16 protein-coding genes and 1 pseudogene are annotated in these 20,678 nt (G+C 64.9%); 8 read left to right on the forward strand and 9 right to left on the reverse strand.

Annotation, left to right across the window (positions count from 1 at the left end; translation table 11 throughout):
• From J7I92_RS17940 to J7I92_RS17960, 5 genes and pseudogenes are all read right to left on the reverse strand, one after another.
• Positions 1-628: pseudogene (locus tag J7I92_RS17940) on the reverse strand (rhamnose isomerase); the annotation flags it as partial.
• A gap of 135 nt (positions 629-763) precedes the next feature.
• Positions 764-1,858, reverse strand: coding sequence for a rhamnose ABC transporter substrate-binding protein (rhaS, locus tag J7I92_RS17945; RefSeq protein WP_214842741.1), 1,095 nt, complete (start codon positions 1,856-1,858; stop codon positions 764-766).
• 51 nt (positions 1,859-1,909) lie between these two features.
• Positions 1,910-2,923, reverse strand: a complete 1,014-nt coding sequence (locus J7I92_RS17950) for an ABC transporter permease (RefSeq protein ID WP_214842743.1) — start codon at positions 2,921-2,923, stop codon at positions 1,910-1,912.
• The gene (locus J7I92_RS17955; protein WP_214842744.1) at positions 2,913-3,935 is read right to left on the reverse strand and encodes an ABC transporter permease; all 1,023 of its coding nucleotides are present in this window, start codon (positions 3,933-3,935) and stop codon (positions 2,913-2,915) included. Before J7I92_RS17955 ends, J7I92_RS17950 begins: the two co-directional genes overlap by 11 nt.
• Positions 3,932-5,497, reverse strand: a complete 1,566-nt coding sequence (locus J7I92_RS17960; protein WP_214842746.1) for a sugar ABC transporter ATP-binding protein — start codon at positions 5,495-5,497, stop codon at positions 3,932-3,934. The genes J7I92_RS17955 and J7I92_RS17960 overlap by 4 nt, the downstream gene beginning before the upstream one ends.
• A gap of 188 nt (positions 5,498-5,685) precedes the next feature.
• Here J7I92_RS17960 and J7I92_RS17965 point away from each other — a divergent pair, with 188 nt between their 5' ends.
• Positions 5,686-6,696, forward strand: a complete 1,011-nt coding sequence (locus tag J7I92_RS17965; RefSeq protein ID WP_214842748.1) for a LacI family DNA-binding transcriptional regulator — start codon at positions 5,686-5,688, stop codon at positions 6,694-6,696.
• 47 nt (positions 6,697-6,743) lie between these two features.
• Here J7I92_RS17965 and J7I92_RS17970 read toward each other — a convergent pair whose 3' ends face one another.
• Positions 6,744-7,445: an SCO1664 family protein gene (locus tag J7I92_RS17970; RefSeq protein WP_214842750.1), complete on the reverse strand. Its 702-nt coding sequence runs from the start codon at positions 7,443-7,445 to the stop codon at positions 6,744-6,746.
• Positions 7,446-7,472: 27 nt separating this feature from the next.
• The gene (locus tag J7I92_RS17975; RefSeq protein WP_214842753.1) at positions 7,473-8,132 is read right to left on the reverse strand and encodes an MSMEG_4193 family putative phosphomutase; all 660 of its coding nucleotides are present in this window, start codon (positions 8,130-8,132) and stop codon (positions 7,473-7,475) included.
• 96 nt (positions 8,133-8,228) lie between these two features.
• Here J7I92_RS17975 and J7I92_RS17980 point away from each other — a divergent pair, with 96 nt between their 5' ends.
• Both J7I92_RS17980 and J7I92_RS17985 read left to right on the forward strand, forming a co-directional pair.
• Positions 8,229-9,617 (forward strand): ATP-binding protein, encoded by a 1,389-nt coding sequence (locus J7I92_RS17980; protein ID WP_214842754.1) that lies wholly within the window; start codon positions 8,229-8,231, stop codon positions 9,615-9,617.
• A 30-nt stretch (positions 9,618-9,647) separates the two neighbouring features.
• On the forward strand, positions 9,648-11,651 hold the full coding sequence (locus tag J7I92_RS17985; protein ID WP_214842756.1) for a VWA domain-containing protein: 2,004 nt from the start codon (positions 9,648-9,650) through the stop codon (positions 11,649-11,651).
• On the opposite strand, the gene J7I92_RS17990 is transcribed toward J7I92_RS17985, so the two are convergent.
• On the reverse strand, positions 11,646-12,956 hold the full coding sequence (locus J7I92_RS17990; protein ID WP_214842758.1) for an aspartate aminotransferase family protein: 1,311 nt from the start codon (positions 12,954-12,956) through the stop codon (positions 11,646-11,648). The genes J7I92_RS17985 and J7I92_RS17990 overlap by 6 nt on opposite strands.
• A 245-nt stretch (positions 12,957-13,201) precedes the next feature.
• Here J7I92_RS17990 and J7I92_RS17995 point away from each other — a divergent pair, with 245 nt between their 5' ends.
• The 5 genes from J7I92_RS17995 to J7I92_RS18015 all read left to right on the forward strand — a co-directional run bounded on the left by J7I92_RS17995 (position 13,202) and on the right by J7I92_RS18015 (position 19,428).
• Positions 13,202-14,245, forward strand: a complete 1,044-nt coding sequence (locus J7I92_RS17995; RefSeq protein WP_251040116.1) for a LacI family DNA-binding transcriptional regulator — start codon at positions 13,202-13,204, stop codon at positions 14,243-14,245.
• 167 nt (positions 14,246-14,412) lie between these two features.
• Positions 14,413-15,222, forward strand: a complete 810-nt coding sequence (locus tag J7I92_RS18000) for a sugar ABC transporter permease (protein WP_251040117.1) — start codon at positions 14,413-14,415, stop codon at positions 15,220-15,222.
• A 7-nt stretch (positions 15,223-15,229) separates the two neighbouring features.
• Entirely contained in the window at positions 15,230-16,195 is a 966-nt protein-coding gene (locus J7I92_RS18005) for a carbohydrate ABC transporter permease (RefSeq protein WP_214842762.1), read from the forward strand.
• An 87-nt stretch (positions 16,196-16,282) separates the two neighbouring features.
• Positions 16,283-17,893, forward strand: a complete 1,611-nt coding sequence (locus J7I92_RS18010) for an ABC transporter substrate-binding protein (protein ID WP_214842764.1) — start codon at positions 16,283-16,285, stop codon at positions 17,891-17,893.
• 29 nt (positions 17,894-17,922) lie between these two features.
• A complete protein-coding gene (locus tag J7I92_RS18015; protein ID WP_214842766.1) occupies positions 17,923-19,428 on the forward strand; it encodes a glycoside hydrolase family 32 protein in 1,506 nt (501 codons plus the stop codon).
• A gap of 60 nt (positions 19,429-19,488) precedes the next feature.
• Here the strand turns inward: J7I92_RS18015 and J7I92_RS18020 are convergent, their stop codons facing one another.
• Positions 19,489-20,676 carry a cytochrome P450 gene (locus J7I92_RS18020; protein WP_214842768.1) on the reverse strand — a complete coding sequence of 396 codons (1,188 nt, stop codon included), beginning with the start codon at positions 20,674-20,676 and terminating at the stop codon, positions 19,489-19,491.
• Positions 20,677-20,678: the final 2 nt, after the last annotated feature.

Genomic DNA, 20,678 nt, shown 5'->3' on the forward strand with positions numbered 1-20,678 from the left:
ATGCCTTCTCGCCCAGGGCCAGGGTCTGCGCATAGGAAGTGCCCCAGTCCGGCACGTCCGTGTGATAGAAGGTCGGTTCGAAGAACTTGTACTCCAGCACCAGGCGCTGGTCCTCGCCCAGGGCCGCGTAAATCTCCCGCAGCGACTCCGCCAGCCGGTCCTGCCGGCCGCGCATGTCATCCTGGCCCGGGTAATTCGTGCCGTCCGCGAGCCAGATCTTCAAATCCCTCGACCCCGTGGCATCCATGATCCCGATGCACTCCAAATGATGCTCAACCGCCCGGCGCCGCACCGCCTCATCCGAGGACGTCAGGGACCCGAACTTGTACTCATCATCCTGGAACGTGTTCGAATTAACCGTCCCCAACCCCACGCCCAACCCCGCCGCGTACTCCCGCAACGCGGCGTAGTCATCGACCTTGTCCCACGGAATATGCAGCGCCACCGTCGGCGCCAGACCCGTCAGCTCGTGCACCTTCGCCGCGTCCGCCAGCTTCTCCTGCACCGTCCGCGGCGTCCCCGGAGTGCCAAACACCCGGAACCGCGTCCCCGAATTTCCATACGCCCACGAAGGGACCTCAATCGCAAGCTCCGAAAGCCGGGCCAAGGCCGATGCTGTGTTGTTCATGATCTTTCTTTCTCGAGCAGCTCCGAGTGGACTGACGAGCGGAAACACGCCAGCGTGACCATCTTGTGGATTATTGAGTGAAGCCTGGTTGCTGGTCCGGGATGCATTCCTGTCACCACACGGACCAGCAATCAGTTAGAAGTTGAACTGATCAACGTTCTCTGCGGTGAAGACCGTGGGATCTCCGAGCAGGACAACCCCGTTGGCTCCCACTTCGAATTCGCCCATGTCGCCGGCCTTGAACTTTTCTCCTTCAGCGCCAGTGATCTGGCCGGAAGCGAGGGCTGCACCGGCGTAGGCGGTGAGGTAGCCAAGCTTTTCGACGTCCCACAGGGCGAAGGACTTCATGGTGCCGTTCTTGACGAACTCCTTGAGGTGGCTGGGGAAGCCGAGCCCGGTGAGCTGGACCTTGCCCTTGTATTCGGATCCGGAGAGGTACTGTGCTGCGGCGGCTACACCCACTGTGGTGGGGGAGATGATTCCCTTGAGGGTGGGGTGCTGCTGCAGCAGCGCCTGGACTTCCTGCTGGGACTTCTGGGCGTTGTCATCACCGTAAACCGTGGCCACCAGCTTCAGCTTGGAGTACTCCGGCTTTTCGAGTTCCTTCTTCATCAGCTCGATCCAGGCGTTCTGGTTCGTCGCGTTGGCAGTGGCGGACAGGATGGCGATGTCGCCGCCGTCGGCTCCGATGGCTTCGGAGATGAGCTTCACCTGGGTTGAGGCGATGCCTTCTGCCGTTGCCTGGTTGACATAGATGTCGCGGCATTCCGGGTCGGTGTCGGAATCGAAGGTCACAACCTTGGCCCCGCCGTTGCGTGCCTCGTCCAAGGCGGAGCAGATGGCCTTGGGGTCGTTGGCGGAGGTTGCGATGATATCCGCTCCCTGCTGGGTGAGCGTGTTGATGTAGCTGACCTGGCTCGAGGCGCTGGCCTCGGACGGCCCGACCTCGGAGAAGGTGCCCTTGAACTCAGATACGGCAGTCTTGCCACCACGGTCTGTGACCGTGAAGTAGGAGTTGTTCAGCTGCTTCGGAAGGAAGGCGACCTTCAGGCCTTCCTTCAGCGGCGCATCCGGGTTCGCCGACGCCGACGCGGTGTTCTCGCCGCCGCCGCTGGATCCTGAATTGACGGTCGTGCCGCCGCACGCTGTGAGTGCCAAAGACAGCCCGGTGACGAGGGTGACGAAAACCGGGGCGGCCTTGCGCGTTCCGGACTTGGAACTGAGTTTCATTGGTTTGCCTTTCAACTGAACGTCGTTGTTGTTGTGGGTGGTGGGGTGGTCTCAGGTGATGCGGGGGTGCCGGGAAAGCGTGCGGGCCCAGGTGATTGCGTTGGGGGCCACAACCGCCAGAATCAGGAGGCCTCCAGTCAGCATGGACAGCGTGTCTTCGGGGACGCTGGCCAGCTGGAGCGCGTTCCGGAGTATGGCGAGCAGCGCGACGCCGGCGATGACGCCGGGAAGGTTGCCCTTGCCGCCAAAGATGGAGACACCGCCGAGGAGAACGGCTGCGATGACGGACAGCTCCAGGCCCGTGGCGTTGTCACCGCGGGCGCTGCCGTAGCGCAGGGTCCACCAGATGCCCACCAGCGCGGCTACTGCGCCGGAGACGAGGAAGAGCCAGAACTTGGTTTGCGCCACCCGGATGCCGGCGAAGCGGGCCGCCTCTTCGCTGTAGCCGATGGCAAACAGTGACCGGCCGAATCCGGTGAAGTGGAGGATGATTCCGAAGATGATGGCGAGGATTATTACCGGGATGATCCAGACCGGTATGCCTGTCGCTCCGATTTTGGCCTGCAGGCCGCTGGTGATGGCCCGGGGGAAGCTGGTGACAGCTTGATCGCCCAGGACGACGAATGCCAGCCCGCGGTACAGTGCCAGGGTTCCAATCGTGACTGCGAGGGAGGGCAGCCCCAGCACGGAAACCAGGAGGCCGTTCACCGCACCTGAGATGGCTCCCAGGACGAGGCACAGGGGGACGATGACTTCCAGCGACAACCCTGCATTCCACAGTGCACCGAAGACGCAGCTGACAAATCCTGCGATGCTGGCCACCGACAGGTCAATCTCCCCGGTGAGGATGATCAGCGTCATGGGTAAGGCGAGCAGGAGGATGGGGATCAGGTCGATAAGGAGGAAGCCGGCGTTGCGGGGGGAGGCGAACCCTGCCACCGTTGCTGCCGCGACCGCGATGCTGAGGAGGACGGCGATGATGATCGCGGTGTCCCAGCTGCGGAGGAAGCCGAGGCGGGGGGCTGCTTCACGGACGGGGACGGGCCGTGTGCTTTCAGCCAGCATGTTTGTCGTGTCCTCTCAGGCGGCGCTCGGTGCGCAGAGCCAGGTATCGGTCGAGGGCGATGGACGCCAGGATGAGGGCGCCGATCATAGCTCGCTGCCAGAACGGTGAGACTCCCAGAACCGGCAGTGCCGAGGTGATGGTCGTCAGGAGGACGGCACCAATCGCCGCCCCGTAGACGGTGCCAACGCCGCCCGCGATGGCTACGCCTCCGACGACGGCCGCTGCGACGACGTTGAGCTCAAGGCCTTGGCCTGCCGTGGCGTCGAGGTTGCCGTACTTTGCCGCATAGATGACGCCGGCTAGTCCGGCCAGGGCTCCGGAGATGGCGAAGGCGGCGAAGACTTTCCGGCCGACGCCGATTCCGTACAGCCGTGCTGCCATAACATCTGAGCCGATGGCGTAGAACTCGCGTCCTGACCGATAGTTCCGCAGGTAGAGTCCGAAGGCGATGACGACAACGAGGGCAATAAGGGCCAGGTAGGGCAGGCCGAGCACGGCGCCGCTGCCGAGGGCCAGGAAGGCCTCGGGCAGGTTGGACGGGCTGATCTGCTGGCCCTGTGCCCAGGCGAAATCGACGCCGCGGAAGATGTACAGGGTTCCGAGCGTGACGACCAGGGACGGCACCTTAGCCACCGCGATCAGGGCGCCGTTGACTGCTCCGAGGAGGGCTCCAAGGCCGATGCCTATGGCCAGCATGGCGATGACTGGAAGGTCAGGCAGTACGACGAAGATCTTGCCGGTCGCGAAGGCAGTCAGCCCCAGAACAGAGCCGACGGAAAGGTCGACGTTCTTGGTGACGATCACGATGGCCTGCCCAACGGCGAGGATGACAAGGATCGAGGAATTGAGGAGCAGGTCCTTGGTGCTTTGTGCGCTGAGGAACCGCGGATTGGCCGCCACTGTTGCGGCGATAAGGATCGCAAGGGCCAGGAACACGCTGAACTCCCGGGAGCGGGTCAGCGTTCCAAGCCACGCCATCGAGGGCTGGCGGTTCAGGGCTAGTGTTGTCACGCGGGTGTCTCCTTGCCGGATGACTCAGCTCCGGTGGCAGCAGTCATCACCGTTTCCTCTGTCGCTTCGCTGCGGCTCAGCTCCGCGGTAATCATTCCTTCGTGCATGACCAGCACGCGGTCGGACATGCCCAGGATTTCCGGAAGTTCGGAGGAGATCATCAGGACTGCCAGACCTGTGCCGGCGAGCTCCGAGATGAGTCTGTGCACCTCGGATTTGGTGCCGACATCGATGCCGCGGGTGGGCTCGTCGATGATCAGGATCCTGGGCCCGGTGGCGAGCCATTTTCCGAGCACCACCTTCTGCTGGTTGCCGCCCGAGAGCGTCGAGATCGGGGAAGTGGGCGCTCCTGCCTTGATCTGCAGTTTCCTGGCCCATTCCTTGGTGGACTGGGCCTCGGCCTGGTTGGTTAGGAGCCCGAACCGGCTGAGTTTCTTGCGCAGCGTCAGGGTCAGGTTGCGGCTGACGTTCAGTTCCATGACCAAGCCCTGCTTGCGCCGGTCTTCGGGAACGAAGCCCAGGCCGGCCGCCATGGAGTCGCGCGGGGAGAGCGGTTTCAGGTTCTGGTTGCGGACCAGGATTTCGCCGGAATCGTATTTGTCGATGCCGAAGATGGCGCGGGCAACCTCAGATCGCCCGGCGCCGACGAGGCCACTCAGCCCCACGATCTCGCCGGCCTTGACGTTGAAGGAGATGTCGGAGAACACGCCCTTCCGGCTGAGCCCCCTGACCTCAAGGGCGACGTCGCCGATGACGGTTTCCTGTTTGGGGAACAGTGATGCGACGTCGCGCCCGACCATTTGCCTGATGACCTCGTCGACGGCAAGCTCAGCCGCCGGAGAGGTTGCCACGTGGGCGCCGTCGCGCATTACGGTGATCCAGTCCGCCAGCGCGAAGACCTCTTCGAACCGGTGCGAAATGAAGAGAACCGCCGCCCCTCGTTCCTGCAGGGTGCGCGTCACGGCAAAGAGTCGGTCCACCTCCACTCCGCTGAGCGCCGCCGTCGGCTCGTCCATGATCAGGACCCGGGCATTGAGGCTGATGGCCTTGGCGATTTCCACGACCTGCTGGTCAGCGATGGACAAACCCTGTGCGGCCCGGTCGGGATCGATTTTGACGCCGAGCTGGCGGAACAGCTCAAGGGCCTGCTGGTGCATTGCTTTCCGGTCGATGCGCCGAAGAGACCGGACAGGCTGACGGCCCATGAAGATGTTTTCGGCGACCGTTAGATCGGGAAACATTGTCGGTTCCTGGTAGATCACTGCAATTCCGGCCTCACGGGAATGGAGCGGGTCGCGGAAGGACACCTCTTCACCGTCCAGGAAGACCTGTCCGCGGTCCTGCTGATGAAGGCCGGCGAGTGTCTTGACCATGGTTGACTTGCCGGCGCCGTTCTCGCCGACCAGCGCCGTGACCTGTCCCTTGTGAAGGCTGAGATTTGCGCCCTGCAGCGCCTTAACGGCGCCGAATGACTTATGGATATCGCGCAGCTCCAGCACGGGGACCCCGGGGGCTGCGGTTTTCGGGCTGCTTTGGAGGTCGACGTCGTAGGTGTCGTCCATAGCCTTACTCCTTTTTATGAATCGATTCATCTGTGAATCTCCTCACACGCTAGGGCACCTCTCGTGCGCCTGTCAAGAGTCCGGACATCAGGGGAATCGGCAGCGATTTTCGGCGGCTCTATCGGGAAAGCGATTGCCCGTGCTTACTATGGTGCGCAGAATGATTCGATTCATAAAGGAGTTTGCCGATGTCGACGGGGCCGAGCGTGAAAGACGTTGCAGCGCTGGCGCAGGTCTCGGTGGGAACGGTTTCGAATGTGCTGAACCGTCCCGATCAGGTCACGCCGGACAAGAGGAAGCGCGTTCAGGCGGCCATCGCCCAATTGGGTTTCGTTCGCAACGAGTCTGCAAGGTCCCTCCGCTCGGGCTCGAGCCGAAGCCTGGGAATGCTGGTTCTGGATGTGCGCAATCCGTTTTTCACCGATGTTGCCCTGGGCGCCGAGGATGTTGCGGAGGACCACAAGTACTCGTTCATTCTGGCCAACAGCAGTGAGGACGCGCGAAGGGAGCAGACCTACCTGGATTTGTTCGAGGAACAGCGTGTACAGGGCATCCTGATTACTCCTTTTGGAGATGTTCTCCAGCGATTGGAGGCGATGCGTGCGCGGGGCATACCGTCGGTGCTGGTGGACCGGTTGGCGGGTTCCGAAGATTTCTGCTCCGTGTCCGTCGATGATGAAGCCGGGGGCAGGACAGCCATGGAACATCTCATCGCTAGCGGAGCCGAGCGGCCGGCCTTCGTGGGGGGTCCCTTCACGCTCCAGCAGGTGGCCGACCGCCACGCCGGCGCCCTTGCGGCCGCGGAAGCCGCCGGTGTCGCTTTACAGGTGTTTGAAACCCCGAACCTGAAATTTGAACGCGGGCGGCAGATTGGCGACATCATCGGCGATCTTCGCCAGTCCAGACGCCCCGATGCTGTTTTTGCCGCAAATGACCAGCTCGCGCTGGGCCTCCTCCAATCCTTTACGGCCAAGGGAATACGGGTACCTGACGAGATTGCCCTTATCGGGTTTGACGACATCGACTTCGCTTCGCAATCAAGCATTCCGCTGTCCTCAATACGGCAGCCGCGGCAGCTGATAGGGGAGCGGGCCGCCCAGTTGCTGTTCGATGAGATCGAGAACCCGGGCGGGCACGGACACCAACAGATCGTGTTCACACCCGAACTCGTTGTGCGGGCAAGCAGCCGCCAGGGGTAGGGCCACCAAGGATCAGCTACTGCGGGTCCGGAGTCACGGCCCGGCACCTACACGAGCGGCCACGGGTAACGCATGCCGGTCGGGTCAACAGGCAGCACCCCTTCCTGCAGCAGGCGCCGCACCCGCCGCTTCAGGGCGGTCACCTCCGCGTCGTCGAGGAGCCCGGCCACCGCGGGCGGCACGGCCTCCGCGAGCGGGGTGATGTCCTCGAGCAGCGCACCGGGGATGGGTTCGCCCGCGAAGTCCCAGATCACGGTGCGGAGTTTGAAGCCCGCCGAGAAGCACAACCCGTGGTCGATGCCCCATACCCGTCCGTCGTCGCCGCGCAGGACGTGTCCGCTCTTGCGGTCCGTGTTGTTGGTGACGCAATCGAACAGGGCGATCTGCAGCAGGATGCGGTGGGTCTCGGGTGAGTCTGCGTAGAGGGTGAAGTAGTGCTCATGCTGGTCGCCTGCAACGAACCACTGCAACGATCCGATCCCCAAGGGAGCTTCAGCGCGGATCACGGTGGGCGGCACGATTCCCCACTCCAGGTACTCACTCAGCAGGTAGGCAGCGCGTTCCCGACGGTACAGCCCCGGCTCGAAATCGTAGAGCGGCCGTTCCCCGGCCTCCGGCTTGTACACCGCCCACGCTGCCTCGTCGCCGCAGGAGACCTGGGCGAGGAGCGTCGCATTGCTGCCGCGCGGGATGCGTCCGAGCAGCTCGACACGGCCCTCGGTGAGCAGCGTCAGCTCCCGCCCGGACACCGTCTGCCTCTCGTCACGGCGCCCTCTTCACGAGGCCCTCAGCCGACTCAGGGGTTCCGACGTCGAATTCACCATGAGCACGGCGGGCGCCTGACCCTCCACATACGAGATGGCCGAAACCGACCCGGGGCTAATGACAATCCGCTGGAAGAGGTCCAGATGAGTGCCCAGGGCGTGGGCGACGGCGGCCTTGATCGGGTCGGCGTGCGAAAAGCACGCAACCACGCCTCCGGCGTGGGCCGCACACACTGCCTCGAGCGTTCCGACCATCCGCGCCTGCATCTGGGCGAAGCTTTCCCCGTTCGGGAAGCGGAAGGCTGACGGCGTGTGTTGCACGGTCTGCCACTCCGGAAGGCTCACCAGTTCCGCGAGCGCGGCGCCGGTCCACTCGCCGAAGTCGCACTCGATCAGGCCGGCGTTTTCGTTCACCCCGAGCCCGGCGGAGGTTGCGGCGGGCTCTGCAGTCTCCCGGGTGCGCTCCAGTGGTGAGGAGTAGACGGCGTCGACCGTAAGGCCCAGAAGCCGTTCCGCGACCCGTTCGGCCTGGGCCCGGCCCCGGTCGGACAGATGCAGTCCCGGTGCCCGCCCGGGCAGCACCGCGCCCGTGGTGGGAGTTTCCCCGTGGCGCACCAGAAGGAGGAGGGTGCTCTCCGGTCTCCGGGGTGCCGGCGCTGTTGGTGCAGTCATCAGAATCAAGCGTAGCGGCTCTGTTGCAGCAGCCCGGGCGGGGGAATCTTGGGGATTTCCTCGATTCGCCGCACGTTCGAGGACTACCGTAGAGGGGTGAGTGATCGTCCCGATATCTTCACCGTTGGAGAACTGCGTGCGGCCGGCCACGTCCACAAGGACCTGCGCCACGAAATCCGCGATAACCTGCTCGCCGCGCTCGCCGGCGGCCGCGATCCCTGGCCCGGAATGTTCGGGTTCAGCCGGACCGTCCTGCCGCAGCTCGAGCGTGCCTTGATCGCCGGGCACGACGTCGTCCTGCTCGGCGAACGGGGGCAGGGCAAGACCCGGCTGCTCCGCACCCTGGCCGGGCTGCTGGACGAGTGGTCGCCGGTGATCGAGGAATCGGAGCTCAACGAGCACCCGTACGAACCAATCACCGAGCAGTCCCGCGCCCGCGCCCTCACCGAAGGGGACCGGATGCGCGTGGCCTGGCGCCACCGCACGGAACGCTACGTCGAAAAGCTCGCGACGCCGGACACCTCTGTTGCCGACCTTATCGGCGACGTCGACCCCATGCGCGTGGCCGAGGGCCGCCGGCTCGGGGACCCCGAAACCATCCACTACGGCCTCGTCCCGCGCTCCAACCGGGGGATCATCGCCATCAACGAGCTGCCCGATCTCGCAGAGCGGATCCAGGTGGCGATGCTCAACGTGATGGAGGAACGCGATATCCAGATCCGCGGCTACGTGCTGCGGCTGCCGCTTGATGTGCTCGTCGTCGCGTCCGCCAACCCGGAGGACTACACGAACCGCGGCCGGATCATCACGCCCCTGAAAGACCGCTTCGGCGCGGAGATCCGTACGCACTACCCGATCGAACTTGAAGACGAGGTGTCCGTCATCCGGCAGGAGGGGAAGCTGGTGGCCGACGTCCCGCCCGTCATCCTCGAGATCCTGGCCCGCTACACACGGGCGCTGCGGCAGTCCCCGGCCATCAACCAGACCTCCGGGGTCTCCGCACGGTTCGCCATCGCGGGCGCCGAAACCGTCGCCGCGGCGGCCCTGCGCCGGGCAAGCATACGCGGCGAGGACGAGGCCGTGGCGCGGATCATCGACCCGGAGCCCGCAGCCGAAGTCCTCACAGGGAAGATCGAGTTCGAGTCAGGTGAGGAAGGACGCGAGCAGGGCATCCTCGACCACCTCCTGCGCACAGCCACCGCCGAAGCCGTGCGGGCGCACTTCCACGGCATCGACATGGGCCCACTCGTCGCGGCACTCGACGGCCACACGACCGTGACCACCGGGGAACAGGTCACGGCACGGGAGTTCCTCGAGAATCTCCCGCCCCTCAACGGATCCACTCTCTACGACAAAATCAGTGAGCGCCTTGGCGCGAAAAACGACGGACAGCGCGCCGCCGCCGTCGAACTTGCATTGGAAGGGCTTTACCTCGCCCGGCGGATCTCCAAGGAGTCCGACGACGAGGAAACGGTCTACGGCTAACTACAGTTTCGGCTCGGTACAGGAGGCATCATGAGCGTTCACAACCGGTCCAGATACGGCCGGTACGCCGGAGGGCCGGACCCGCTCGCACCGCCGGTCGACCTGGCAGAGGCGCTGGACGCGATCGCCGAGGACGTCATGGCAGGGTACTCGCCCCGGCATGCCCTGCAGGAGTTCCTGCGGCGCGGCGGCCGGGACCGCGAAGGGCTCGACGACCTGTCCAGGCGCGTTCAGCAGCGCCGGAGTGAACTGCTGGGCCGCCACCGGCTGGACGGCACCCTCAACGAAGTCCGGAAGCTGCTGGACACTGCGGTGCTGGAGGAGCGCAAGCAGCTGGCCCGCGACGCCATGATGGACAACACCGACCGCGCCTTCCGGGAGCTGCAGCTGCAGAACCTGCCCAAATCCACGGCAGCGGCGGTCAACGAACTGGCCTCCTATGACTGGCAGTCGAGCACCGCCCGGGAAGCCTACGAGCGGATCAAGGACCTGCTGGGCCGCGAAGTCCTTGACCAGCGGTTTGCCGGCATGAAGCAGGCGCTGGAGAACGCCACCGACGAGGACCGCGCGGCCGTGAGCGAGATGCTGCGCGACCTCAACGAGCTGCTCGGCAAGCACCGGCGCGGTGAAGACACCGACGCCGATTTCCAGGAGTTCATGGCCAAGCACGGCAGCTTCTTCCCGGAGAATCCGCAATCAGTCGAGGAGCTGGTGGACGCCCTCGCCAAGCGCGCGGCCGCAGCCCAGCGGCTCCTGCAATCCATGTCCCCCGAGCAGCGCGATGAGCTGATGCGGCTGTCCGCCGAGGCGTTCGGCTCACCCGAGCTGATGGCCCAGCTCAATCAGCTCGACGACAGCCTGAGGGCGCTTCGCCCAGGCGAGGACTGGTCCGGCTCCGAGCGGTTCGAAGGCCAGGAAGGACTCGGGCTGGGTGACGGAACCGGGGTGCTGCAGGACGTGGCCGAGCTCGACGAGCTGGCTGAACAGCTCTCGCAGTCGTATAACGGTTCGCGGCTCGACGACCTGGACCTGGATGCCCTCGCCCGCCAGCTGGGGCAGAACGCCGCCGTCACCGCACGTACCCTCGCTGACATTGAGCGGGCCATGCAGGACGGCGGCTACCTGCGGCGCGGTGCGGACGGCGATCTCCGGTTGTCCCCGCAGGCCATGCGGCGGCTCGGAAGGTCACTGTTACGGGACACTGCGAAGCAGCTGTCCGGGCGGCAGGGGCGCCGGGACACGCGCGTCGCGGGCGCCGCCGGTGAGCAGACCGGCTCCAGCCGCCAGTGGGAGTTCGGCGACGCCGAACCGTGGGACGTCACCCGCACCATGACAAACGCGATCCGCCGCACGATGGCAGACGGCGGTGATCCCGGACGCGGAGTGCGCCTGGGGGTGGGTGACATCGAAGTGGCCGAGACCGAGGCGCACACCCAGGCCGCCGTCGTCCTGCTTGCTGATGTGTCGTTCTCGATGGCCGCGGAGGGGCGGTGGGTGCCGATGAAACGCACCGCGCTTGCCCTGCACCATCTCGTCTCAACGCGGTTCCGCGGGGACCGGCTGCAGCTGATCACGTTCGGCCGTTACGCGCAGTCCATGGACATCGGCGAGCTCACGGCCCTGCCGGCCCTGCGGGAGCAGGGGACCAATTTGCATCACGGCTTACTGCTGGCCAGCCGTTTCTTCCGCCAGCACCCGTCGATGCAGCCTGTCCTCCTCGTCGTGACCGACGGCGAACCCACCGCGCACCTGCTGGCCGACGGCGAATCCTGGTTCTCCTGGCCACCCGACACGGAGACCATCCGGGTCACGGTTGCCGAGCTCGACCGCCTCGGGCGGGCCGGTACGCAGGCCACCTTCTTCCGGCTCGGCGATGACCCCGGCCTCGAGCGGTTCGTCCAGCGCATGGCCCGCCGGATCGACGGCCGGGTTGTTACGCCGGAGGCCGGGGACCTGGGGGCGGCCGTTGTGGGGGAGTACCTCCGCGCTCATTTCCGCGGCCGCCCGTACGACGACGCCGACTGGGCTTTATAGATACGTATCGGCCACAGAGAGTGCTTCGTCGAGGATGGTCAGGCCCGCGGCGGCGTCGGAGTCGGTCACGTTGAGGGGCGGGGCGACATGGAGGCGGTTGCCCAGGACCAGCGGCAGCAGCCCCCGTTCCCTGCACGCTTTGGCCACGGCGACCATCGGCGCGTTCCCGGCTGCCGTGGCGCCTGCGGGCACGAGCGGCTCCTTGGTCAGTCGGTTACGGACCAGCTCGAGGCTCCAGAGGCCGCCGATGCCGCGCACGTCCCCGACGGATTCGTGCTTCCCCGCAAGCTCCCGCAGTGCCGGCCCCAGGATGTCAGTGCCGAGACGGGCAGCTGCCGCAATGGTGTGTTCTTCGTGCATGGCGTTGATGGCGCCGACGGCTGCCGCGCAGGCAAGGGGGTGGCCGCTGTAGGTCATGCCTGCCGGGTAGGGGCGTTTGGTGAACAGCTCGTAGATCGCGTCGCTGACCAGTACGCCTCCCAGTGGAACGTACCCGGAATTTACACCCTTCGCGAACGCCATGAGGTCAGGTGCCACACCATCGTGGTCCACGCCGAACCATGCTCCCGTGCGCCCGAAGCCGACCATCACCTCATCGGCGATGTAGACCATGCCGTGGCGGTCGCACAGCTCGCGAACCCCGCGCAGGTAGCCGGGCGGCGGCACAAGAACACCCGAACTGCCGACGACCGATTCCAGGACCAGGCCTGCGATCGTCGAAGGGCCTTCCAGGAGGATCACCTGCTCCAGATGGGCCAATGCGCGCTCGCACTCTTCCTCGGGAGTCCTTGACCCGAACGCCGATCTGTACAGGAAAGGACCAAAGAAGTGGACGGCGCCCGCCGCGCCCGTGTCGGAGGCCCAGCGGCGCGGATCGCCCGTGAGATGAATCGAGGTGGTCGTCGAGCCGTGATAGGAGCGGTAAGCCGCGAGCACCTTGGGCCGGCCGGTGTAAAGACGCGCCATCCGCACCGCATGCTCAATGGCCTCCGTGCCGCCGGTGGTGAACAGCACGTGCCCCAGGCGCTCCGGTGCGACCTCAACGATCAGCCGTGCTGCTTCGCTCCGGATATCCGAGGCGTGGCCGGGTGCAAGGGTGCACAGACGGTCAGCCTGCGCCTTGATCGCCGCGACGATGCGCGGATGCTGGTGACCGAGGCTGGTGAACACCAGCTGCGAGCTGAAATCCAGGTAGCGCCTGCCGCTTTCGTCGACGACGTAGCTCCCGGAGCCGCCGACCAACGTGGGCACGTCGCGCGGCCCCTGCACAGCCCAGGGATGGAAGACCAGATCATCCGGATCCATGACATCCTCCGTTGCTTGAGGGCCGCACCGTTCACCCCATTGCTTCACATTCGCACCTCCCGCCAGCAGCGTCCAGAGCATAGTTGTCCTGATCCCGCCGGCCTGGCGAGACGCGCGAAGCGCAGGCCACCCAACGCAATGCACCGACCACCCCTGTTGACGCCGGGCTGTAACGCAGGTTACAGTTTCACCTGTCGGTTATACGAATAACTGATACGAATAACCCGAGGCCCGAGGAGGTGCCCATGGCCCGCATTAAACGATCGTCAGGCCCCACGATGCATGACGTGGCGGCCGCGGCTGGCGTGTCGCAGGCCACCGTGTCCCTGGTCCTGAACTCCGCCTCGGGTGCCCGCTTTTCCGAGGACACGAGGCAGCGGGTGAAGGACGCCGTGCAGCAGCTCGGTTACCGGACCAACGCCCACGCCAAAACCCTGCGCGAGGGAGTGTCGGGCATCATCGGCTTTGTAGGTGACGCCGTCGCCACCACGCCCTTCGCCGGAAAAATCATCGAGGGCGCCCAGGAACGGGCCTGGGAGGACGGGCTTCTCCTGCTCACCATGAACACGGGCGGCGATAAGGCGCTGGAGGCAGCCTCGCTGGATTCCATGCTGTCCTACAAGGTCGCAGGAGTGGTCTATGCAGCCATGTATCACCGCCGCCTTGAAGTCCCGAAAGCACTGGCCGGCGTACCTTCGGTGGTGCTGAACTCGCAGGACAGGGACCGCCGGCTGCCGAGCGTGGCACCGGACGAGGAGCTGGGCGGCTACGCCGCTACCCGCCGCCTGCTCCAGGCGGGGCATGAGCGGGTGGGGATGATCAACATTGAAACGCTGGAAAGCGGCCTTCCTGCCGCCGTCGGACGTTACGCCGGCTACGTGAAGGCAATGACCGAAGCGGGCCTCCCGGTCCGGCCGGAACTGGTGCGGTTCGGCAGCGGCAACGAACTGGACGGTTTCACGCATGGCACCGAACTGCTGAGCGCCGGCGACCCGCCCACCGCCATCTTCTGCGCAAACGACCGCACCGCCTGGGGCGCCTACCAGGCCGCCACCGAGCTGCATATTTCGATTCCGCGTGATGTATCCATTATCGGCTTCGACAACCAGGAGACCCTGGCCCAGCACCTGCGGCCGGGGCTCACAACCCTCGAGCTGCCCTTCGTGGAAATGGGGCGGCGCGCGGTTGACCTCATACTGCAGGGCGCCGAGCCCGACGGGCGGGTCGAGTTCATGACCTGCCCGCTGATTGAACGAAATTCAGTGACACATCCAAAGGAGAAGCAATGATCCGCACATTGGCTGGGCGCACACCGGCATCGCCGCCGGCGTCCCCGCCGGGGCCGAGGAGCAGGAAGCCTCTTTCGCTGCGCCTAAAAAGGGCCGGCAGGTCGTGGCAGTTATACGTATTACTAGTTCCGGCGCTGGTCTACATCGCAGTCTTCAAGTACTGGCCTATGTACGGGGTGCAGATCGCCTTCCGCAACTACAACCCCGTGGACGGTTTCACCGAAAGCCCCTGGGTGGGCCTGCAGCACTTCGTCCGGTTCATCAACTCGTACCAGTTCGGCCAGGTAGTGGGGAACACGCTCTGGATCGCCGTCCTCGGACTGCTGGTCGCCTTTCCCATTCCCATCATTCTTGCCCTCCTGGTCAACCAGCTGCAAAGCGAGCGGTTCAAGAAGTTCACCCAGACGGTCCTGTACTCGCCGGCGTTCATCTCGACGGTGGTTGTGGTCGGCATCATGTTCGTGCTCCTTTCACCGCGGTCGGGTCTGGTAAACAACGCCATCCAGCTCGCAGGAGGCGAGCCCGTCTTCTTCATGGGTTCCGCCGAGTGGTTCAGGCCCATCTATGTGATCTCGGATGTCTGGCAGAACGCCGGCTTTGCCATGATCGTCTACCTCGCGGCACTGTCAGGGATCGACCCCGCGCTGCACGACGCCGCCAAGGTGGACGGCGCCTCCAAGCTGCAGCGGATCCGCCACATCGACCTGCCAGGCATCATGCCGGTCATCACGGTCCTGTTCATCCTGGCCATCGGCAACCTTCTCAACGTGGGTTTCGAAAAGGCCCTGCTGATGCAGACCAACCTGAACCTGCCGACGTCGGAAATCATCCAGACGTACGTTTACCATGCGGGCCTGCAGCAGGCGCAGTTCAGCTACTCGGCCGCCATCGGCCTGTTCAATTCCGTCCTCAACCTCGTGTTGCTGCTGACCTTCAACTGGGTAGCGCGCCGGGCCAACCAAGCAACCCTCTGGTGATGCCGCTATGTCTCTGAACACCAAACCGCTGGCCGCCCCGGCCCCCGCCACCCAGGCCGCTCCTGCCCCGAAGCGCACCTTCTCGTTCCGCGACAGGTGGGCGGACTCGGCCTTCAACGTTGCCGCTGTCACCATCCTCACGGCGTCGATCATCGCGGTGGTCTACCCGCTGTATTTCATCGTCATCGCGTCCGTCAGCGACCCCAACGCCGTCTATGAAGGCAAGGTGTGGCTGTTCCCCTCCGGCGTCACCCTTGAGGGATACCAGCGGATCTTCGCGGACAGCCGGATCTGGAACGGGCTGGGCAACACCATCGTCTACACCGTCCTGGGCTCGGCGATCAGCGTGACCACCATCCTTTTCGGTGCCTACGCCCTGTCCCGCAAGGACATGCCCGGGCGGAAGATCCTCATGCTGCTGTTCGTCATCACGATGTTCTTCGACGGCGGCCTGATCACCAAGTACCTGGTGGTCCGTGACCTGGGCATGCTGGACACGGTCTGGGCGGTTGTCCTGCCCGGAGCGGTGGGCGTGTGGAACCTGATTATTGCCAGGTCGTTCTTCGAGCACACTATCCCCGGTGAGCTCCGGGAGGCCGCCCAGATGGACGGCGCCAACGATTTCACCTTCTTCTTCAAGATGGTTCTGCCACTGTCCAAACCGCTGATCATGCTGATGATCATGGTCCATGTGGTGGCGCACTGGAACTCGTTCTTCGACGCCCTGATCTTCCTTAACGACGACACCAAATACCCCCTGCAGCTGGTGCTGCGAAACATCCTCATCCAGTCCGATGTCTCCTCTGCCGGCACCACCGGCGGCGACATCGAGTCCTACGCGGCGGCGCAGAGAATTGCCGAACTGACCAAGTACGCCATGATCGTCGTCTCCAGCCTTCCGCTGATGATCGCGCTTCCGTTCATGCAGAAGCACTTCACCAAGGGCACCATGATCGGTGCCGTCAAGAGCTAGCGCTCAGCCTTAATAGAACGCCCGACGGCGGAACCGCTTCCGCCACCACCCCACCCTCCTCCCCGCAACCCAGAAAAGGAACGACCCATGGCTACCAGCCGCAAACTCGCCGTCCTCGGCGCCGTAATGGCAGGAACAATGCTGTTCACCGCCTGTTCAGGCAGCTCCAAGGGCACAGCCGAAATCCAGGACGCGTCCGCCGACTTCGGTTTTCAGGAAACCGGCCTCCCGATCGTCAAGGACACGCTGACCCTCAAGTTCTCCGGCACGAAATCAGCCCTCGCCCCCGACTACAACACCATGTCCCTGGTGCAGCAGTGGGAGAAGGACACCAACATTCACGTCGACTGGGAGAACCTCCCGGAGACCGTGTTCAAGGAAAAGAAGAACCTTATCCTCGCGAGCGGAGACCTGCCGGACGCCTTCTTCAACAGCGGCCTCACTGATGCGGAAATCGGCACCTACTCCGCCAGCGGCACGCTGATTCCCCTCGAAGGCCTGCTCGAGAAGAACGCCCCCAACCTCTCGAAAATCCTCGCAGACCGGCCGGACATCAAGGCCGCCATCACCTCCTCTGACGGGCACATCTACTCCCTGCCCTCCATCGAGGAGCTGGGCCTGGTCCAGTTCCCCAACGAGATGGCCATCAACACCGCCTGGCTGGACAAGCTGGGCATCGCCATGCCCAAGACCGTGGATGAGCTACACGATGCCCTGCTGGCCTTCAAGACCCAGGATGCGTCCGGCACCGGCAAGACAATCCCGTTGAGCTTCATGCCCGGATCCTGGTGCGGGGACATCGTTGACCTGATTGCCGCCTTGGGCGGTGTCCCGGACAATATGGACCACCGCATTGTCCAGGACGGAAAGGTCATCTACACGGCCACGCAGGACGGGTACAAGAAGGCCATCCAGACCCTGCACGAGTGGTACCAGGAGGGCCTGATCGACCCGGAGTCCTTCTCCCAGGATGACAAGGCCTACCTGGCCAAGGGCAAGGCAAGCACTGAAAACCTCGGCTCCTTCGTCTGGTGGGAAATCAAGGAAATGGTCGGCGCCGACCGGGCCGGCAACTACGGGCTGCTGCCAGTGCTTGAGGGTGTGGACGGCAAGCGGCTCGCCAGCCAGTCCAACAACCAGGAAATCGCGCGCGGCGCCTTCGCCGTTACCCGTGCCAACAAGTACCCGGCCGCAACCGTCCGTTGGGCCGACAACCTGTACGACCCCATCCAGTCCGCGCAGGCCAACTGGGGCCCCATCGGCGAAACCCTGCAGAAGGACGCAGCCACGGGACTGCTGACCCAGATCCCCGCCCCGGCAGGGACCAGTGAAGGCGAGCGCCGCCAGAAGGTGGCGCCGGGCGGGCCCAAAGCCAACACGGCCGAAAACTTCGAGAAGGTAGTGGCTCCCGAGCCCCGGGCGGCCGAGCGGCAAAAGACCGTTGAGGACAACTACAAGCCCTTCGCAGCCAACGACGCCTACCCGCCCGTTCCCCTCTCCAACGAAGAACTCCAGCAGATCGGCACCATCGAGACGGACGTCGCAGCCCTGGTGAAGCAGAACACGGCCAAGTGGATCGTTTCGGGCGGCATCGACGGCGAGTGGGACGGGTACGTCTCCCAGCTGAAGAACATTGGCGTCGACACGATGATCGAGGCCTACCAGCAGGCTTACGACCGGTTCCAGCAGAACTCCTGACCAGCCCCCACGAAACGAGATACCGATCCATGAACACCGTCACGTCCACCCTTGAGGCTTATCGGCCGGCGATGCACTACGCCAGCAAGGACACTTGGCTGAACGACCCCAACGGCCTGGTCTTCCACGAGGGCATTTACCACCTGTACTACCAGAACAACCCGTTCGGGAACGTCCACGGCAACCTGTCCTGGGGCCACGCCACGTCTACTGACCTGGTGAGCTGGGAGGAACAGCCGGTGGCCATCCTGTGCGACGAAACGGAAGAGATTTTCTCCGGCAGCATCGTGGTGGACCACGGCAACACCTCGGGCTTCGGGGAGGACGGCACTGCGCCGCTGGTTGCCGTTTACACGAGCGCCTACAAACCCGGCTCCCTCCACCAGGGCACGCAGGCCCAGTCGATCGCCTGGAGCACCGACGGCGGCTACACCTGGACCAAGTACGCCGGAAACCCGGTCCTGACCAGGAACTCCCCGGAATTCCGCGACCCCAAAGTCTTCCGCTATGAAGGCCCGGCGGGCAGCTACTGGGTGATGGCCGCCGTCGAAGCACTGGACTTTGCGGTGCTGCTCTACCGTTCCGATGACCTCAGGAACTGGAGCTACCTCAGCACGTTCGGTCCGGCGAACGGCACCGGAGGCGTCTGGGAATGCCCGGACCTCTTTCCGCTTCCGGTGGACGGTGACGCAGCAAACACCAAGTGGGTCCTCACCGTCAACATGAATCCCGGCGGCCCCAACGGGGGATCGGCCGGCCAGTACTTCGTGGGGGAGTTCAACGGCGTGAGGTTCACCTCCGAAACGACAGTCACCGAAGGACTTCAGGACGACGCCCGCCTGGCTGAGTACGACTGGCTCGACTGGGGCCGGGACTACTACGCCGCAGTGTCATTCAGCAACGTCCCGGACGGACGCCGGCTCATGATCGGATGGATGAACAACTGGCAGTATGCGAACCACATTCCCACCGCCCCGTGGCGCAGCCCCATGAGCCTGGTGCGGGAAATCTCCCTCACCTCTGCGGACGGTCGGCCGCGGCTGGTACAGCAGCCCGTGCATGAAGGCGCCGCCGGTTCAACGGCCGGACAGGCGCAGTTCCTGAGCGTGGACGGTAGCCGCACGCTCGACGGCGGCACGGCGGTGCAGCTTCTGGAGGTCGCCTTCACGCCCGGAACAGCAGGCGAGTTCGGCCTGGTGGTCCGCGGCTCCGGCGACGGATCCACGGGAACCCGGATCGGGATCCGGCCCGGCGCCCACCAGCTCTTCGTGGACCGGACCGCTTCCGGAGACACCGCCTTCCACGATGCCTTCGCTTCAGTGGATAGCGCTCCGCTGCGCCTCGTGGATGGGCAGTACGCCCTGCGGATCTTCGTCGACCACTGTTCGGTGGAGATCTTCGCCGAGAACGGGCAGGTGGCCCTGACCGACTTGATCTTCCCGGATCCGGCGAACACGGCCGTTTCGCTGTACTCCACGGGAGGCACCACCGAAGCGTCCCTGAAGCTCACCGCACTCGCATCAGGACGGTACTGACCGAGACCGGAAGTCAGCTCTTGATGGTTTTCATGGTGAATCGGGAGCTGACTTTCGGGATCAAAGCGGGGGCCGGTCCACGGTGACCGTCCGCGGCGCCTGGAAGGACAGAAGCCTGATCCACTCGGGCTGGTGGTCCCGCAACCGGATCCCGGGCAGCGCAGCAGACGCTTCCTGGACGATCACCGCCGCTTCCAGTTCCGCAAGCTTGGCTCCGAGGCAGCGGTGGATACCGGAGCCAAAAACCAGACCGTACGCCGCTTTTTCAGCGCTCCCGGCCGCCTGCCCGGGCGGCCAGGAACGACCCTGTCCTGGAGCCGTTACCTGGTTGCCACTCAGCTCGAGGAGGATCTCGGTGCCGGCCCCTACCGGCATGCCGCCAAGGTCCGTCTCGAGGGCTGCCACGCGGCGCCAAGTGGGAACGGATGATTCGGTGATGAGCACGTGCCGGACCACGGACCGGGAGCCCGCCTCCGTGGCGGCGTCATCCCAGCCAACCGGCGCTGATCCCTCCAAGAGCCGGAACAGGGCGGTGCTGATCAGCTGGGTGGTTGTTTCCTGGCCGGCGATCAGCAGGAAGTAGCCGAGCGAACACATCTCCGGCCCGGACAGGCCGTGCTCCGCCAGTGATTTGAACAGGTTGCGCCCCGGAGCAGCCAGGGATTCTGCCACGAGCTTGCGCAGCCAGACGTAGAAATCGGCCGCGCTGCGGGCCAGTTCCAATTGCCGGTCCTTGCCGGGCCAGCCCCAGAACAGTTCCATGGAATCCAGACCCCACCGCTTGAGTGCCGGAATATCGCGGACGGGCAGGCCGAGGAGTTCGAGCATCACGACCGCCGGGGGAAACGCCGCCACTGCCTGGACGAGGTCCGCGTGGCCGGACCCGTCGAGCTGATCGGCCGCATTGTGCGCCGCTTCCCGGGCAAGTTCCCGGATCCGCGGCTCCATGCCGGCCACTGTGGCCGGCGTGAAGAATCCCGCCACCACCTTGCGGATCCCGGCGTGCGTCCCGGTGTCATTGCTGGCCAGCACCGGAGGCAACGCAAAGCCCACCCGCTGCAGCACGCGCAGGGCCGGCCCTTCCAGCGGGGTCACCGCCTCGAGCGCATTGGCGGGACTGAAGTCCGCGGCCCGGTGCAGGACTTCCCGCACCGTGTCCGGCTCACGCACCACCAGGTAGGGGCACCGGGCCTCGCCCGGACTTTCAGTCAGCTTCTCTGCGGGTCCCGCCGACCCGACAGCGGTCATCG

Source organism: Arthrobacter sp. ISL-72 (genome assembly GCF_018613755.1).
GTDB lineage: Bacteria > Actinomycetota > Actinomycetes > Actinomycetales > Micrococcaceae > Arthrobacter.